Source organism: Pseudomonas sp. P135 (assembly GCF_020312125.1).
Taxonomy (GTDB): domain Bacteria; phylum Pseudomonadota; class Gammaproteobacteria; order Pseudomonadales; family Pseudomonadaceae; genus Aquipseudomonas; species Aquipseudomonas fragariae.
The window spans coordinates 69,208-85,079 of record NZ_JAGPYR010000014.1 but is presented as its reverse complement, the minus strand read 5'-3'; the positions used below and the strand labels follow the sequence as shown (position 1 = coordinate 85,079).

Below are 15,872 nucleotides of genomic sequence, written 5' to 3'. Positions count from 1 at the left end.
GTATTTAGGGTTACTTTTCCCACGTAACCCGACCTACGAGAGCTTTATGCCCAATACACTGAGTTTTCACCAGGTTGATGTATTCGCCAGTAAGCCCTTGGAAGGCAATGCACTCGCAGTCGTAAGCGACGCTGATGATCTGACCGCCGAACAAATGGCCGCATTCGCACGTTGGACAAACCTTAGCGAGACTACATTTCTCATGCGTCCTACCCATCCTGATAACGTAGGAGCCTTTGCCCATTGGATCGGACTAGATGCACAAGCTGATATCGAAGTTCGAGCCTTCATTAGCAACAGGTCTGCCGAAGACCCTGTTACTGGCAGCCTTAATGCCAGCCTTGCCCAATGGCTAATACCAGCCGGGCTAATGCCGAAAAGATATACCGTCAGCCAAGGTACGGCGTTGGGGCGTCACGGACGAATTCAGGTGGAACACATTGGCGAGCGCATCTGGATTGGTGGGGAAGTACAAAAATGCATTACCGGTCGAGTCTCTTTTTAACCGGTGCAGATGACTAAAAATCAGGTTGAGCCGAGGCCCCTGTGCGCCAGCAGAACAACCGCCCTCGCCCAGCCTTAAACCCCCTGAGATTGATAACTCAACTAAACAGTCATTTAGTTGAGTTATCAACCAACACCAAAAAGCACCTCCGCCCACACTTGCCTCAGGCAGAAAACACTCACCGACTGACGATCAACTCTGCTTCAACTTTTCTCAGCATAAAGGTCTCGCGCTGTATGGACTGCCCCATCGAAGACTCCTGGCGCTGCATAACAGCCTCATTATGGGCGATGGCTTCAGTTACGCCGATCCAGACGGGCCGCATGCCATTGGCTATTTCATGGCTTTCCATCCTCACGGGCTCTAACTGGTGCGCGACATCGCACAGATAGAAATGCGAGGTCATGTGCATCAGATCATACTGGGGCTTCCAATAGGGCCGGTACTCCTCGATGTAACCATAATGCTCGAGCACCTGGATTTCGCGAGCGCCCGTCTCTTCTTCAAGCTCACGCTTCAGACCAGTAACAATGTCCTCGTTTGCATCAAGGCCGCCACCGGGAAAACTGAAGTCGTTATAGCGTTCAGTAAAGAGTAAAAGGATTTTCTCATCCCTCAATACGATGCCGCGTGCCGCATGGCGTCGGAATATTCTGCCCTGTGTGGACTTCAGGTCGGGATGAATGATTTCGGTAATGAGTTGCATCGGGTCTTCATTTCAAGTGAACAGGGGAATTCGAATCATCGTACCAATAGCAAATCAACGGCTGTGATTGCCGAGGGTGCGCAGATCCTCCAGCAATTGAACGAATTCGACAACGGCTGGAGCCATTGTTTGCTCCGAACGGGTAATAAGCCCGATCTGCCGAACGACACCCGGATGATCAACTGGCACTTTGCTCAGGTCTCCCCGCCCATCGTCCGCCGACTCCGGAAGAAGCGTAATGCCCTGCCCCTGCCTGACCAACGCCAGTACCGTAGACATGTAATTGGCTTCCAGACCCGCAGATAAAGGCAGTTGCTCGTCAGCAAACACTCGCTCGACCAGATCGCGAACGCTGCTTTCCCTGCCAGTAAGAACGATCGGGAAAACAGCTATCTCGTTCAGTCTCACTGCGCAACGCTTCGCCAGTGGATGGTCTTCGGGAGCGAACAGGCACAAACGGTCTTCCAGGATGGCGTTGAACTCCAACCCATGGGTGGGCCGAGCCTGTACGCCTAATCCGAAATCCACCTCGCGCTCTAGTACAAGCGCGTCGATTCGCTGCGCGACGACATCTCGCAGCCTGACCTCAACTCCCGGAAATCGCTCGCGAAACGTCTTCAACACTGCAGGCAGTACGCCGGAACACAGCGACGGCAAGGCGGCGATGGTGATCAGGCCGCGTCGTGAGGCTGCGATATCCCGCGCGGCGCTAACAATGTTGTCCAGATCCAGCAGCAGTTTCTCCATGGGCAACAGTGCATTTTGCCCGGCGCCGGTCAGGCAGACATGGCGTGGGCTTCGTTCCAGCAAGGCAACGCCGAGCCAATCCTCCAGTTGCTGGATTTGCACGGTCAGTGCAGACGGCGACAAGTTGAGAGTGGCTGCAGCCTTGGAAAAACTGCCGGTCTGAACCACTGACAGGAAGGCGCGGATGTGCTGGATCGAATTCTTCATTTTGTTTTTCCGAACAAGATCCAGTGAATATTTCAATTCACAGAGCATAGCGTCGTTGCTATTACTCTTGCAAAACAACAATAGGGTGTCTCGTCGCTGTCGCGCACAGGGATGCCGAAGAGGATCAGCCAATGCTCGCCACACTCGGTGTGATAACCATTCTTGCCATGCTCGTCAGCATCATGAGCAAACGCATCTCTCCCCTGGTTGCATTGATCGCCCTGCCGATCATCGCCGCCCTCCTCGCTGGTTTCGGTCTGCAAACCAGTGGCTTCATCATCACCGGCATCAAGAACGTTGCGCCCGTCGTCGGGATGTTTGTATTCGCCATTCTGTTCTTCGGCATCATGACGGATGCCGGCATGCTCGATCCGATCATCGATCGCATCCTCAAACGGGTCGGCACACGGCCAACCCGCATCGTCATGGGCACCGCACTGCTGGCGCTGCTGGTGCATCTGGACGGCTCCGGCGCGGTAACCTTTCTTGTGACCATTCCCGCAATGCTGCCGCTGTACACGCGCCTTGGCATGGATAAACGCATACTGGCGTGTGTGACGGCGATGGCTGCGGGGGTCAACTTCCTGCCCTGGACGGGACCGGTGCTGCGCTCTTCCGCCGCCCTTCACGTGCCGATTTCGGATCTGTTTCAGCCGCTCATTCCGGTGCAGATCGTCGGACTGATCTTCGTCTTCACCTGCGCATTTTTCCTGGGACGGCGCGAAGAGCGACGCCTGGGCCTGGGCCCTGACAATCTTGATGTAAAACCCCACCAACGCGTGCTCAGCGACGCTGAGCGTGAACTGCGCAAACCTCGGTTGTTCTGGATCAACCTGCTGCTGACGCTGGTGGTGATGGGCGTGATGATCGCGGGGGTTGTAGACCCGGTGGTGATGTTCATGCTCGGCACCGTGATTGCCTTGTGCATCAACTACCCTGCCGTGGACACACAGCGGGCACGCATCGATGCACACGCCAAGACAGCCCTGACCATGGCCAGCATCCTGCTGGCTGCCGGGGTGTTTACAGGAATCATGCAGGGCACCGGGATGCTGAAGGCCATGGCTGAAGTGGCCGTGGGCCAGATCCCGGCCGGGCACGGCAAGCTGATTCCGGTCGTCGTAGGCTTTCTATCCATGCCCCTGAGCCTGCTTTTCGATCCGGACTCCTTCTACTTCGGCATCATGCCCGTGGTCGCCGAGGTCGGCAAAGCCCTCGGTGTCGACCCGATGCAGGTCGCACAGGCGTCGTTGCTTGGCGTGCATACCACCGGCTTCCCGGTCAGCCCGTTGACGCCAGCGACCTTTCTGCTGGTCGGCCTGTGCAAGATCGAGCTGGCCGATCACCAGCGCTTCACTATCCCTTTCCTGTTTGCGGCCTCGGTCATCATGACCCTGACCGCTATGGTCATAGGAGTTTTCTGAATGAAAACAATACGGATTGGTTCAGGGGCTGGTTATTCCGGCGACCGCATCGAGCCGGCGATCGAGCTGGCCGAGCATGGAGAACTGGATTACCTGGTATTTGAATGCCTCGCGGAACGTACCATTGCGCTGGCACAGCAGTCGCGTCTGGTGGACCCATCAGCAGGCTACGATCCATTGCTGAGCGAACGTATGCGCCGAGTCTTGCCTTTTGTGGGCAAAGGTACTGATGGCGCGCGCCGCCGCTTGCGAATCATCACCAACATGGGAGCCGCAAATCCGCTTGGCGCCGCAAGCGAAATACGCCGGATAGCGGCAGAGCTTGGCCTGAGCGGCTTGAAAGTCGCAGCGCTGACAGGCGATGACGTGCTCGCAGCCCTGCTGCAACAGCCCGATCAAACCCTCGACAATGGCCGGTCACTACGATCCCTCGGTGACAGACTCATTTCGGCCAATGCCTACCTGGGCGCGGAAGGCATCATCCAGGCCTTGCGCGCCGATGCTGACGTGATCGTTACCGGAAGGGTCGCTGATCCTTCACTGTTTCTCGCAGCGCAAATGTTCGAGTTCGGCTGGGCCGAGGACGACTGGGCTTTGCTGGGCCGCGGAACCCTGGTTGGGCATTTGCTCGAATGCGCCGGCCAGGTTAGCGGCGGCTATTTCGCGGATCCCGGTTTTAAAGACGTCCCGGACCTCGACCGCCTGGGCTTCCCGCTGGCCGAGATAGATGCGGCAGGCAACGCCGTCATCAGCAAAGTGGCGGGTTCCGGTGGCCGCATTGATACTGCCACCTGCACCGAGCAAATGTTGTACGAAGTGCATGACCCTGCCGCCTACCTGACGCCCGACGTCAGCGCGGATTTCACCCATGCTGCCTTCGAATCCATCGCAAGAAACCAAGTGCGCGTTCAGGGGGCCGACGGACACGCACGCCCCGAGACGCTGAAGGTGTCAGTGGGTTTTCTCGATGGCTGGATCGGCGAAGGACAAATGTCCTACGGCGGCCCCGGCGCACTGGCTCGCGGACAGTTGGCGAAGGACATCGTGCTCAAACGTCTGGCCCTGACAGGCGTGGCATGTGAGGACATTCGAGCCGAACTGATCGGCGTTAACGCCTTGCATGGAAGTCACCTGGGAGCGCGCGCCGAGGGCGAGCCCTGGGAGGTACGCCTTCGGGTGGCCGCGCGTTGCGTGGACAAAAACGATGCGGTACGCGTCGGAAATGAAGTGGAAACCCTCTATACCAACGGCCCGTATGGAGGCGGCGGCGCGAGCAAGTCAGTCCGCCAGGTAGTAGCCGTGGCGTCACTGTTCCTGCCAAGGGACGCAGTCAAACTGCAGGTGCATATAGAGGACATGACATGAACACCACCCAACTGCGGGACATCGCTCACACACGTACCGGTGACAAGGGTGACGTGTCCAATATCTCCGTCGTTGCCTTTCACATCGACGATTATCCACGTCTTGCTGAGCTGCTGACGGTGGAGTTGGTCACTGAACACTTTGCTGAACTGCTGGACCCAACCGGACCACCCGTACGCCGCTACGAACTGCCGCGTGTGGGTGCGCTCAACTTCGTTCTACCCGGCATCCTGCGTGGCGGAGTCACACGATCGCTGGCTCTTGATGCCCATGGCAAGGCGCTGGGGGCCGCATTGCTCGATCTGGGCCTGGAATGGCGAGCCGCGCCACCCAATGCAGCATTCCGGTCGACCACCTAGCGGCGCACTTTGGCGCACCCTGCCCGCATTGATGCAATAAATCCGTACCCGCTGAAAATTGGTTCACCCACCGGCGAACCAATCCCCTCACCCTGACGTGGACCAGGCCGGCGGACCTTTGAACATTGGCCCGCCAGGCTTGACCCATAGCCGCCGCTGGCCATCTTGCCGGGCAAAATTGACCGAACCAATTTTCATTGGCATCGCTCTTGCACCAGCCCTGTTGCCTGGAAACCCTGCCTGCGGGCAGCTCAGGGCCTCTTTTTCCGGTCTGGCGCGAGTACCACGATGCAAAGGTTCGACCCTGACATTCCCATCGACAACTCTTCGAAACTGGCGCTGGATGCGTTGCGCCAGATCGTTGCCCAACATGCAGCCTTCCCCCAGCGGGCATTGCCTACCGAGCGGGATCTGGCGGCCGATTTCGGGGTCAGCCGACGGGCAGTTCGTCGCGCCCTGTCGGTGCTGGAAGCCGAAGGCCAGGTCTGGCGCCGGCAAGGTAAAGGGACCTTTGTCGGACCTACGCCACCCAGCGCCGCCATGAGCTTCGCGCGGCTTTCCGGGCGGACCAATTTCACCGAGGTCATGGAAGCGCGCCTGCATCTGGAGCCGGCACTTGCCTCATTGGCCGCGGTACGGGCCAATGGTGAGCAGATGGCGATTCTGCGCCGCCTTGCCGAGCGCACTACTCGCCAGCAGGTCGCCGAGCAGACCGATGCCGAAGGCATCGAGCTGTGGGACAGCGCCCTGCACCGCGCCATTGCCGAAGCGGCGGGTAATCGACTGATGCTGGACATCTTCGAAATGCTCGATGCGATCCGTCTGGACCCCGCCTGGCGCGACTTGCGTCACCGGGCGCGCAATGCCGACCGCCTCGACACCTACAGCCACGATCACGACGACATCGTCAGCGCCATTGAAAGCCGCGATCCGATCAAGGCCGCCACTGCCATGCGCGGCCATCTACGTGCGCTGCAACAGGCCCTGAACACCGTTATCAACCAAGACCTGGAGGCCAGCCTATGAGCGCCACTGCCCACCTCACAGAAAACGGCGACGGCACGGTGCTCAGCATCAGCGACCTGACCGTACGCTTTGCCGGTGCGCCCGCCAATGTTGTCGACGGCGTGTCGTTTTCCGTCAAGCGTGGCAAGACCCTGGCTATCGTCGGCGAGTCCGGCTGCGGCAAGAGCGTGACCTCCATGGGCCTGATGGGCCTGTTGCCGACCACGGCCAAGGTAGGCGCCAGCGACTCGCTGCTGATCGATGAAGCCTTGCTGGGCATGTCCGAAGAGCGCTTGCTGGACGTGCGCGGTAACCGCATGGCGATGATCTTCCAGGAGCCGATGACCTCCCTCAATCCGGTCTTCACCATCGGCGAGCAGATCGCTGAAAGTGTGATGCGTCATCAGGGCCTCTCAGACAAGGCAGCCCGCCAGCGCGCTCTGGAGATGCTGGAAAAGGTCCGCGTGCCGGACGCTCGCCAGCGGCTGGACGCCTACCCGCATGAACTTTCGGGTGGCATGCGGCAACGGGCCATGATTGCCATGGCGCTGGCCAATGACCCGGCGCTGATCATCGCGGACGAACCGACGACTGCGCTGGACGTGACCATTCAGGCGCAGATTCTTTCGCTGATCGCCAACCTGCAGACCGAGACCGGCACGGCGATGATTCTGATCACCCACGATTTGGGTGTAGTCGCCGAAGTCGCCGATGAGGTCATGGTCATGTACGCCGGACGCGTCGTGGAAAGCGGCCCGGTGAAAACCCTGTTCGACGATCCGCAACATCCCTACACCATCGGCCTGATGGGCTCGATGCCCTCGATCGGCCCTCGTGAAGGCCGCCTGGCAACGATTAACGGCCGGGTGCCGACACCGGCAGAAATGCCCAGCGGTTGCCGCTTCGCCGGGCGCTGCCCGTTCGTGATCCAGCAATGCCGAGACGAACGCCCGCCGCTGCTTGAGTTGTCTCCCGGACACTTCGCCGCGTGCATCCGGGCGCCTTTGGAACAGCATGTGGGAGTCAGTGCGTGAACCTTTCCGAACGAGATATCGCCGGGCGCCCAAGCCCCGACAGCAACGTGCAGAAGCCCATTCTCGAAGGCATCGGCCTGAGCAAGCACTTTGCCGTGGAAAGCGGCCTTTTGCAGCGGAAGAAGCCGCCGGTACAGGCCGTCAATGAGGTCAACCTGTCAGTCCGCAAGGGCGAGACGCTGGCGTTGGTAGGCGAGTCCGGCTCGGGCAAATCCACCCTTGGCCGCCTGCTGCTCAACCTGCTGCAACCGACTGCGGGTGACGTGATCTACGAGGGCCGCAACCTGGCCAACCTGACACCGGAAAAGCTGCGTCAGGTACGCCGTGACCTGCAGATCATCTTCCAGGACCCGTTCGCCTCGCTGAATCCACGCATGACCGTGGAATCCATCGTTGGCGAACCAATCTGGCTACACAGTCAGGCCAGCCGTAGCGACCGTCAGGAAAGAGTCGCCGAGTTACTGCGCACCGTAGGCCTTGCTCCTGAACACGGTGGTCGGCATCCCCATGAATTCTCCGGTGGCCAACGCCAGCGCATCGGCATTGCCCGCGCACTGGCTTCCGAGCCGCGCCTGATCCTCGGTGACGAGCCGGTCTCGGCGCTGGACGTTTCGGTGCAGGCGCAAGTGGTCAACCTGCTCGAAGACCTCAAGCATCAATTCGGCCTGACCCTGGTGATTGTTGCCCATGGCCTGGCCGTGATTCGCCACATGAGCGACCGCGTGGCGGTGATGTACCTGGGTGAAATCGTCGAACTGGCGCCGGTCGACGCGCTGTTCGAAAACCCCTTGCACCCTTATACCCAGGCGTTGATGGCCGCCGTGCCGGTCAGCCACCCTGACCTGCGCCAGCCGCGTCCGTTACTCGGCGGCGATATGCCCAGCCCCAGCCGCCCGCCTTCGGGCTGCCGCTTTCATACCCGTTGCCCGCACGCCCGTGCGCTGTGCAAGGAGGCTGCGCCGGTCATGGAAACCGTCGAGGCCGAACGCCAGGTCGCCTGCCACTTCTGGCGTGAAATCGCCAACGCAGGCAGCGCCACGCTGATCCTTCCGACACCCAGCGCTGCCTACACCCAGCGCCTGAATCTGTTCAAGCACCATCAATCCCTTGCAGTGGAGAGCCAGCCATGAAAATCGCACGCGTCGTGACAGGAACATTGTTATTGCTGGCCGCCAACGTTGCCTTTGCCGAATCGACGTTGCGCATCGGCATTCAGGACGATCCCGATGTGCTGGATCCGCACCGTTCGCGCACCTACTCCGGCCGCCTGGTCTACACCGCGCTGTGCGACAAACTGGTGGACGTCAACCCGGACCTGACCTACTCGCCACAACTGGCCACCGCCTGGAACTGGAGCGAAGACGGTAAAACCCTGACCATGACGTTGCGCGAAGGCGTGACGTACCACGATGGCGAACCTTTTGATGCCGCCTCGGTGAAGTTCAACCTTGATCGCGCCCGCACCCTCCCCGACTCCCTGCGCAAAAGCGAGCTGGCCTCGGTGGACAGCGTCGAGGTGATTGACGCAAAAACTGTGGCCATCAAGCTCAAGCAAGCCGACGCCACGCTGGTTTCGCAACTGTCGGACCGTGCCGGGATGATGCTCGCGCCGAAAGCCGCGCAAGGTGAGTTCGCTTCCAACCCGGTCTGCTCCGGCCCTTACAAATTCGTGCAGCGCGTGCAGCAGGATCGAATCGTACTTGAGCGTTTTGACAACTACTGGAATAAACAGGCTTATCATTTCGACAAAGTGGTGTTCCTGCCGATTCCGGACACCTCGGTGCGCCTGGCCAACCTGCGCTCCGGCGATCTGGACATCATCGAGCGTGTTGCGCCAACCGATGTGAAAACCGTCAAGGCCGACAGCAAACTGGCGATCTACAACACACCGGGCCTTGGCTACATGCAGCTGATGTTCAACATCGGCAATGGTGAAAAAGCCAACTCGCCGATGGGCAAGGACAAGCGCGTACGCAAGGCGTTTGAGCTGTCCATCGACCGCGATGCTATTAATCAGGTGGTGTTCGAGGGTCTGTACGCACCAAGCGCTCAGCCGTTCCCGAAAAACAGCCCGTATTACGACAAGGAACTGCCGATCCCTACTCGCGATATCGAGAAAAGCAAGGCGCTGCTGGCGCAGGCCGGCGTGAAACTGCCGTTGGCGGTGGACCTGAAAGTGGCCAACAACCCCATCGCGCAACAGGTCGGGCAGATCATTCAGGCCATGGCTGAAGAAGCGGGCTTCAAGGTCAACCTGATTGCCACGGAATACGCGACGATGCTCAGCGAACAGGCGAGTGGCAACTTCCAGATCGGCATGAGCGCCTGGTCGGGTCGTCCTGATCCGGATGGCGACATCCATCAGTTCGTGACCTGCAAAGGCGGCCAGAACGACGGCAAGTACTGCAACGCCAGGCTCGACGAACTGCTCAACAAGGCGCGCACCGTGAACGACGTTGCACAACGCCAGGCGCTGTACAACGACGCGCTGCGCTTGCTGGCCGATGAAGTACCCACCGCCTACCTGTATTTCGACCCGCGAATCATTGCCATGCGTAACAACGTGACCGGTTTTGTCCCTAACCCGGACGGTCTGATTCGTCTGAACAATGTCGCGTTCAAGCCATGACTGACGGGCGCACCTGCGAGGTTCCGGTATGCTGATGTTCATCCTGCGACGCCTGCTCAGCTCGATACCGACGCTGATTCTGGTTTCGCTGTTCGTCTTCACCCTGCAGAAGCTGCTGCCGGGTGACCCGGTGCTGGCCATGGCCGGGGAAGAGCGCGATCCGGCGGTCATGGAATACCTGCGCGACAAATACCGGCTCGATGACCCGATCCCCTTGCAGTACCTGAACTGGGTCGGCAACGTGCTGACCGGCGACCTCGGCACATCGCTGCGCACCGAACAAGCGGTAACCACGCTGCTGGCGTCGAAACTGCCGGTGACTATCGAACTGGCGGTGCTGGCCCTGCTGATTGCGCTGTTGATCGGCATTCCCACCGGGATCATTTCGGCGGTGCGCAAAGGCACCGCCGTGGATTACGGGGCCAACGTGGTGGCGCTGTCGGGGATTTCCATTCCGCACTTCTGGCTGGGCATTCTGCTGATCATGGTGTTTGCGGTGAAACTGCAGTGGCTGCCCGCCTCCGGCTTTGTGCCGATGGGTGAGGACTTCGGACAAAACCTGAAGACCCTGATCCTGCCAGCGTTTGTCTTGGGTGCCGGGCTTTCGGGGATTCTCATGCGCCACACCCGCAGCGCCATGCTGGAAGTACTGCGCACTGACTACGTCCGCACCGCCCGGGCCAAGGGGTTATTCCCCCGTACAGTCATTCTCAAGCATGCGTTGCGCAACGCGCTGATGCCTATCGTCACACTCACGACGCTGCTGTTCGGCGAGTTGCTCGGCGGTGCGGTGCTGACCGAACAGGTATTCAGCATCCCGGGGTTCGGCAAAATGATCGTCGACGCCGTGTTCAACCGCGACTACGCCGTGGTGCAAGGCGTGGTGTTGTGTGTCGCGATTGGCTTCCTGATGTTGAACCTGCTGGCCGACGTGCTTTATCGCCTGATCAACCCACGTCTGAGGACTGCCTGATGACCGCTATTGCCAGCCTCCCGCACAGCGCGATCCTGCCCCGCAGTCGCTCGCCTTTTCTGAAGAAATTCCTTGCCAACAAAGGCGCGGTACTTGGCGCGGCGGTGTTGCTGCTGTTTGTCCTGGCGGCGGTTCTGGCGCCCTGGATTGCGCCGCATGATCCGCTCAAAGCCAACTTCCTCGCCGTACGCAAGGCCCCCTCATTGATCTACTGGATGGGCACCGACGAACTGGGACGCGATCTGTTCTCACGCTTGCTGTATGGCGCCCGCAGTTCACTGCTGGCCGGTGGTGTTTCGGTGGCCATCGCCATGTTCATCGGCGTGCCTCTGGGTCTGTTGGCCGGGTACTTTGGCGGCAAGCTGGACATGATCATTTCGCAGGTCATGGAAGCGCTGCTGTCCTGCCCGTTTCTGGTGCTGGCCATCGCTTTGGGCGCCTTTCTCGGCCCCAGCCTGACCAACGCGATGATCGCCATCGGCCTGTCCGCGATGCCGATCTTTGCCCGGCTGACCCGCGGCCAGGTGCTGTCGATCAAGCACGAGGATTACCTCGAAGGTGCCCGCGCCATTGGTCTGCCGGATCGCTGGATCATCCTGCGTTATGTGCTGCCCAACGTGATGTCGCCATTGGTCGTGCAGGCAACGCTGGCCATCGCCTCGGCGATTCTGGCTGAAGCCAGCCTGTCGTTCCTCGGCCTGGGCCAGCAACCGCCGTCGCCGTCCTGGGGCTCGATGCTCAATACTGCGAAGAATTTCATGGAGCAGGCTCCGTGGATGTCGATTGCGCCTGGCGTGGCGATCTACATCACGGTCCTGTGTTTCAACCTGCTGGGTGACGGCCTGCGCGATGCGCTGGACCCCAAGGGCTAAACCTTTCGTCTTCTGCCAAAGAGAAACGCTTATGTTCGATGATCTGGATTACAACCAACCGTACGCGTCGGCCCGCTCGCCGGTGATGGGCAACAACATGGTCGCCTGCTCTCAGCCATTGGCCGCTCAGGCCGGGCTGGACATGCTGCGCCGTGGCGGTAACGCGGTCGACGCCGCCATCGCCGCGGCCATGGTGCTGACTGTGGTCGAGCCCACCGGCTGCGGAATCGGCAGCGATGCCTTCGCCATCGTCTGGGACGGCAGCAAGCTGCAAGGCTTGAACGCGTCCGGCCGCGCGCCACAAGCCTGGACACCGGAATACTTCGAAGGCCAGAGCCAGATGGCGCAACGCGGCTGGCCTGCGGTCAGCGTGCCAGGTGCGGTATCGGCCTGGGTGGAACTGTCAGCGCGCTACGGCAAACTGCCCTTCGCGACCCTGGCCGAACCGGCGATTGGCTACGCCCGCGACGGCTATCAGGTCACGCCGATCATCGCCGAGTTGTGGAAACGCGGCGCGCATCTGCTCAAAGACCAACCGGGCTTTGCCGAGTGCTTCATGCCGGGTGGCAAGGCCCCTATGGCCGGAGAAAAAATCCGGCTCAAGGATCACGCCCGCACGCTGGAACTGATCGCGCAGACCAAAGGCGAAGCGTTCTATCGCGGCGAACTGGCGCAAACCATCATCGCCCATGCCAACGCCAATGGCAGCGTAATGAGCCTCGACGACCTGGCGACGCATACCGTGGACTGGATCGACACCCTGTCGGTGCCCTACGCAGGCGCTGTGGTGCATGAACTCCCGCCGAATGGCCAGGGCATTGCCACCTTGGCCGGCCTGACCATGCTCGAAGCACTGGGCGTCGGCGAACACCCGGTGGACAGCCTTGAAACGGTTCACCCGGTGCTGGAAGCAATGAAACTGGCCTTGGCCGACCTCGACGAACATGTCGCCGACAGCGAGCACATGCGCGTGCCCTCAGCCGATTTGCTGGGCAAGGCGTACCTGACAGAACGCGCGGGCCTGATCACCGATCAGGCCGCCAATCCCGGGCACGGCTCGCCAAAACCGGGCGGCACGGTGTACCTCTCGGCAGCGGACGAAAGCGGCATGATGATCTCGTTCATCCAGTCCAACTACATGGGCTTCGGTTCGGGTGTGGTGGTACCCGGTACGGGCATCAGCATGCAGAACCGTGGCGCGGGCTTCTCGCTGGATCCGCAACACGTCAATTACGTTGCGCCGCGCAAACGCCCGTTCCATACCATCATCCCCGGTTTTGTCATGAATGCCGACGGCACGCCGCTGATGTCCTTCGGTTTGATGGGCGGCCCGATGCAGGCGCAGGGTCATTTGCAGATGATGATGCGCATCCTGCGCTACAAACAGAACCCGCAAGCCGCTGCCGACGCACCGCGCTGGAGGATCGAATCCGGCCTGAAAGTCGCCGTGGAGCGTGCGTTTGACCCCGAAGTGGTGAAAGCACTGCGCGCCAAAGGTCACGACATCGATGTCGAAGAACCGAGCGGCGTGTTTGCCTTCGGCGGTGCGCAGATTATTCAGCGCACCGCGCATGGCTACGTGGGCGGGACCGATCCGAGGAAGGACGGAACGGTCGCAGCTTATTAAGCGACCGCGATATCCGCTACTGACAAGCCATCGAGCAGACGGACCTGGTCGGGAAACAGTTGCTCGATGCGCTTGGTAATCCGCGCAACTAAGGGTTACACCTTGCCTTCGACCAAGGGTCTTGCGGCGCGCCGATAGCCCAGTAGCGCGTCCAGGACGATAAAGCCCAGAAGACTCACACCCAGTACGGGCAGCGCAAAGCCAGTCAACAGTGCAACCAGGATCAACGCCCATTGCGCGCCCGGATTCAATGAGCGCCAGAGACTCAAGAGCGTTGCCTGCTGATTGCGTGCCTGAGAAAGCGATGGACGACGTCGCCACCACATCACATACCCCATGACGACCATGGCCGCCAGGCCACTGGCGAAAACCACCAGCACCAATTGATTGGCCAGACCAAACAACACGCCCATGTGCGCATCGATGCCCCAGCGGGTGAGCTTGGCGGGCAACGAGTAGTCTGAAAACCTGACGTAATCGACCACTTCCAGGGTTTGCGGGTTGATCGACACGGCATCCACTTGCGTCGGCCAACTGCGATCTATCTCGCTGACTACCCAGGCCTTGTCATTGCTCGCGGAGGGCCTGATTTCGACCTTGGCGGCATCGATATGTTCGGCACGCGCTCTGGCCAAAACACTGTCGAACAAGGCAGGATCCAGCGCGGTCGCCTGTGTCGTCGGCGCCATGTGCATATGATGCTCGGCGTGCTCGTCCATAGACATTGGCATCGCCGCCGACTTGCCCAGTGAGGTGGCCACACTGGGCGTTGACCAGCCGTAGTAGGCACGCAATACGCCAATGTTGTCGCCAGCGTACTGTGACCACGTCAAACCGGTGGCCGAGAAGAACAGCAGTCCCAGCAGCAGCCATACGCCGGTGGTTGCATGCCAGCGGCGCACGTTGCCGTGTTCACGAATCTGCCGACGACGGCGAACCGCCCACAGCACCAGACCACCAAGCGCAGCCACCCACAGCCATGACGCTGCCAGTTCGCTGTAGATCCTGCCGACATCGCCCAGCAGAAGGCCTCGATGAAACTGATCGATCCAGGTGCGCAGCGGTAATACGCCACTGGTACCGTAGACCTTCATGTCCCCGCGAATGTCGCCACTCACCGGGTCCACGAACAGCGCTCGATGCTCTGACGGGCCAAAACCCGGATCGCTGAACATGACCCGGGTGGTGTCCCCTTCCCGGGCTGCCGGGCGCACCGCTGCAATGCTCAGGCCTGGACCTGACGATGCCTGCGCGCGCTGGATCTGAGCCTGCAAGCTCATGGCGGGGCCACGGCTGTCTGTGTGCAGCGCACGTGCGTAGAGCGAATCCTCGATCTGCGGGGTCAGTGCATAGACGACGCCACTCAAGGCCGCGACCAGCATGAACGGACCGACGAATACGCCGATGTAAAAATGGAGCCTTTTCAGAAAGGCGACAAACGCCCCGGACGGCCGTGGCTCCGGGCTTGAAAATGATGCAGACATAGGGACTCACCAACATATGAACGCGCCCCGCCGGAATCGCCTTCCGGCAGGCTGTAAAGACAATATCGGTTATTCGTGCGAGCGATACTCACACGTCCACGATGGGCACTAAGGGGCCTGTGGATTGAGTCCCGGGAGGGTATACCTTGGCAGGTTGCCGAGCCAGAGGTCGGGCAACGCAAAACGAGTACGGCGGACACGGATCAGCCAGCCCAGCGCCACGAAGAAAATCATCGCCAGCGTCAGTGTTCCGGCAAACGAGCACTCTCCCGACTGCGCCTTCATGCTGCCTGACATGTCCATCTTCCTGGACGAGTCGTGCCTGGACATGTGCATCGTGTGGTGCCCGGCATGCATATCCGACATCCCATGGTCTGCATGGGAGACCGAAGCCACTGCAGTGCCGGCAAAAGCGGCCATCATCTGGCCGTGACCGATGCTGCACGCAAGACCATTGAACAGGACAACTGTGTACAGTATCCAGGCAATGGGCGAGCAATGGGTTCGGAAGACGTTCATGGCGACCAATTTAACATCTCTGGCCGGAACTAGACAGAACGGGGCGTGCAGGTCAGCGGCATTCGCAGGGCCGATAATCGAGGAGACATGGGTTATCCGAGCCCACCCTGTGTTCCCACATGCCAAGGCGCTCTGCGCGGCGCTTTACTTTGATACACCCACTAAATCTGGCAGTTGCAGTCGAGCAGGTATCGATTTTTAAACCCGTGGTTAAATACCTCTCCTGTACCCGACCCGCACAGGGGGGTGCGAACGGAAGCAAGGTATACAACGTAAATCTTTAACACCCCACAACAACCGGCACGCTTGCGCCGAACTGTCTTGACCCTATAACACGCCCACTCACACCTTGATGTTTGCCTGCGCCAAACTGGCCATTATCAGTAACGTTGCTCTCCTCCACACAGCCCTGTCAT

The 15,872-nt window shown here is 60.2% G+C and carries 15 protein-coding genes; 11 read left to right on the top strand and 4 right to left on the bottom strand.

Annotation, left to right across the window (positions count from 1 at the left end):
* The first annotated feature begins 46 nt into the window (after positions 1–46).
* A complete protein-coding gene (locus KBY08_RS19390; RefSeq protein WP_024638169.1) occupies positions 47–505 on the top strand; it encodes a PhzF family phenazine biosynthesis protein in 459 nt (152 codons plus the stop codon).
* Between the two features lie 178 nt (positions 506–683).
* Here KBY08_RS19390 and KBY08_RS19385 read toward each other — a convergent pair whose 3' ends face one another.
* Both KBY08_RS19385 and KBY08_RS19380 read right to left on the bottom strand, forming a co-directional pair.
* Entirely contained in the window at positions 684–1,211 is a 528-nt protein-coding gene (locus KBY08_RS19385) for an NUDIX hydrolase (RefSeq protein ID WP_057456988.1), read from the bottom strand.
* A 54-nt stretch (positions 1,212–1,265) separates the two neighbouring features.
* Entirely contained in the window at positions 1,266–2,165 is a 900-nt protein-coding gene (locus KBY08_RS19380; protein ID WP_058398889.1) for a LysR family transcriptional regulator, read from the bottom strand.
* Between the two features lie 131 nt (positions 2,166–2,296).
* Here KBY08_RS19380 and KBY08_RS19375 point away from each other — a divergent pair, with 131 nt between their 5' ends.
* The 10 genes from KBY08_RS19375 to KBY08_RS19330 all read left to right on the top strand — a co-directional run bounded on the left by KBY08_RS19375 (position 2,297) and on the right by KBY08_RS19330 (position 13,453).
* Entirely contained in the window at positions 2,297–3,589 is a 1,293-nt protein-coding gene (locus KBY08_RS19375; protein WP_225651240.1) for a CitMHS family transporter, read from the top strand.
* On the top strand, positions 3,590–4,954 hold the full coding sequence (locus KBY08_RS19370; protein ID WP_103359072.1) for an acyclic terpene utilization AtuA family protein: 1,365 nt from the start codon (positions 3,590–3,592) through the stop codon (positions 4,952–4,954). It abuts the gene before it with no gap.
* On the top strand, positions 4,951–5,313 hold the full coding sequence (locus tag KBY08_RS19365; protein ID WP_024660164.1) for a hypothetical protein: 363 nt from the start codon (positions 4,951–4,953) through the stop codon (positions 5,311–5,313). Before KBY08_RS19370 ends, KBY08_RS19365 begins: the two co-directional genes overlap by 4 nt.
* Positions 5,314–5,601: 288 nt before the next feature.
* Entirely contained in the window at positions 5,602–6,339 is a 738-nt protein-coding gene (locus KBY08_RS19360) for a FadR/GntR family transcriptional regulator (RefSeq protein ID WP_003401136.1), read from the top strand.
* Positions 6,336–7,352 (top strand): ABC transporter ATP-binding protein, encoded by a 1,017-nt coding sequence (locus KBY08_RS19355; protein WP_103753823.1) that lies wholly within the window; start codon positions 6,336–6,338, stop codon positions 7,350–7,352. The genes KBY08_RS19360 and KBY08_RS19355 overlap by 4 nt, the downstream gene beginning before the upstream one ends.
* On the top strand, positions 7,349–8,482 hold the full coding sequence (locus KBY08_RS19350) for an ABC transporter ATP-binding protein (protein WP_024651963.1): 1,134 nt from the start codon (positions 7,349–7,351) through the stop codon (positions 8,480–8,482). Before KBY08_RS19355 ends, KBY08_RS19350 begins: the two co-directional genes overlap by 4 nt.
* Positions 8,479–9,981 (top strand): ABC transporter substrate-binding protein, encoded by a 1,503-nt coding sequence (locus KBY08_RS19345; protein WP_103359069.1) that lies wholly within the window; start codon positions 8,479–8,481, stop codon positions 9,979–9,981. Before KBY08_RS19350 ends, KBY08_RS19345 begins: the two co-directional genes overlap by 4 nt.
* A 28-nt stretch (positions 9,982–10,009) precedes the next feature.
* Positions 10,010–10,954, top strand: coding sequence for an ABC transporter permease (locus tag KBY08_RS19340; RefSeq protein ID WP_011267881.1), 945 nt, complete (start codon positions 10,010–10,012; stop codon positions 10,952–10,954).
* A complete protein-coding gene (locus KBY08_RS19335; RefSeq protein WP_225651239.1) occupies positions 10,954–11,826 on the top strand; it encodes an ABC transporter permease in 873 nt (290 codons plus the stop codon). The genes KBY08_RS19340 and KBY08_RS19335 overlap by 1 nt, the downstream gene beginning before the upstream one ends.
* A gap of 31 nt (positions 11,827–11,857) precedes the next feature.
* Positions 11,858–13,453 (top strand): gamma-glutamyltransferase family protein, encoded by a 1,596-nt coding sequence (locus KBY08_RS19330; protein ID WP_177410953.1) that lies wholly within the window; start codon positions 11,858–11,860, stop codon positions 13,451–13,453.
* Positions 13,454–13,548: 95 nt separating this feature from the next.
* On the opposite strand, the gene KBY08_RS19325 is transcribed toward KBY08_RS19330, so the two are convergent.
* Positions 13,549–14,937 (bottom strand): PepSY-associated TM helix domain-containing protein, encoded by a 1,389-nt coding sequence (locus KBY08_RS19325; RefSeq protein ID WP_111522556.1) that lies wholly within the window; start codon positions 14,935–14,937, stop codon positions 13,549–13,551.
* Positions 14,938–15,045: 108 nt separating this feature from the next.
* A complete protein-coding gene (locus tag KBY08_RS19320; RefSeq protein WP_225651238.1) occupies positions 15,046–15,234 on the bottom strand; it encodes a hypothetical protein in 189 nt (62 codons plus the stop codon).
* Positions 15,235–15,872: the final 638 nt, after the last annotated feature.

What these genes read in the sequence shown, in the direction of transcription:
- KBY08_RS19355 (WP_103753823.1), top strand. Translation starts at nt 6,336, where the DNA reads ATGAGCGCCACTGCCCACCTCACAGAAAACGGCGACGGCACGGTGCTC.
- KBY08_RS19375 (WP_225651240.1), top strand. Translation starts at nt 2,297, where the DNA reads ATGCTCGCCACACTCGGTGTGATAACCATTCTTGCCATGCTCGTCAGC.
- KBY08_RS19325 (WP_111522556.1), bottom strand. Translation starts at nt 14,937, where the DNA reads ATGTCTGCATCATTTTCAAGCCCGGAGCCACGGCCGTCCGGGGCGTTT.
- KBY08_RS19345 (WP_103359069.1), top strand. Translation starts at nt 8,479, where the DNA reads ATGAAAATCGCACGCGTCGTGACAGGAACATTGTTATTGCTGGCCGCC.
- KBY08_RS19330 (WP_177410953.1), top strand. Translation starts at nt 11,858, where the DNA reads ATGTTCGATGATCTGGATTACAACCAACCGTACGCGTCGGCCCGCTCG.
- KBY08_RS19360 (WP_003401136.1), top strand. Translation starts at nt 5,602, where the DNA reads ATGCAAAGGTTCGACCCTGACATTCCCATCGACAACTCTTCGAAACTG.
- KBY08_RS19340 (WP_011267881.1), top strand. Translation starts at nt 10,010, where the DNA reads ATGCTGATGTTCATCCTGCGACGCCTGCTCAGCTCGATACCGACGCTG.
- KBY08_RS19385 (WP_057456988.1), bottom strand. Translation starts at nt 1,211, where the DNA reads ATGCAACTCATTACCGAAATCATTCATCCCGACCTGAAGTCCACACAG.
- KBY08_RS19390 (WP_024638169.1), top strand. Translation starts at nt 47, where the DNA reads ATGCCCAATACACTGAGTTTTCACCAGGTTGATGTATTCGCCAGTAAG.
- KBY08_RS19365 (WP_024660164.1), top strand. Translation starts at nt 4,951, where the DNA reads ATGAACACCACCCAACTGCGGGACATCGCTCACACACGTACCGGTGAC.
- KBY08_RS19380 (WP_058398889.1), bottom strand. Translation starts at nt 2,165, where the DNA reads ATGAAGAATTCGATCCAGCACATCCGCGCCTTCCTGTCAGTGGTTCAG.
- KBY08_RS19320 (WP_225651238.1), bottom strand. Translation starts at nt 15,234, where the DNA reads ATGTCAGGCAGCATGAAGGCGCAGTCGGGAGAGTGCTCGTTTGCCGGA.
- KBY08_RS19335 (WP_225651239.1), top strand. Translation starts at nt 10,954, where the DNA reads ATGACCGCTATTGCCAGCCTCCCGCACAGCGCGATCCTGCCCCGCAGT.
- KBY08_RS19370 (WP_103359072.1), top strand. Translation starts at nt 3,590, where the DNA reads ATGAAAACAATACGGATTGGTTCAGGGGCTGGTTATTCCGGCGACCGC.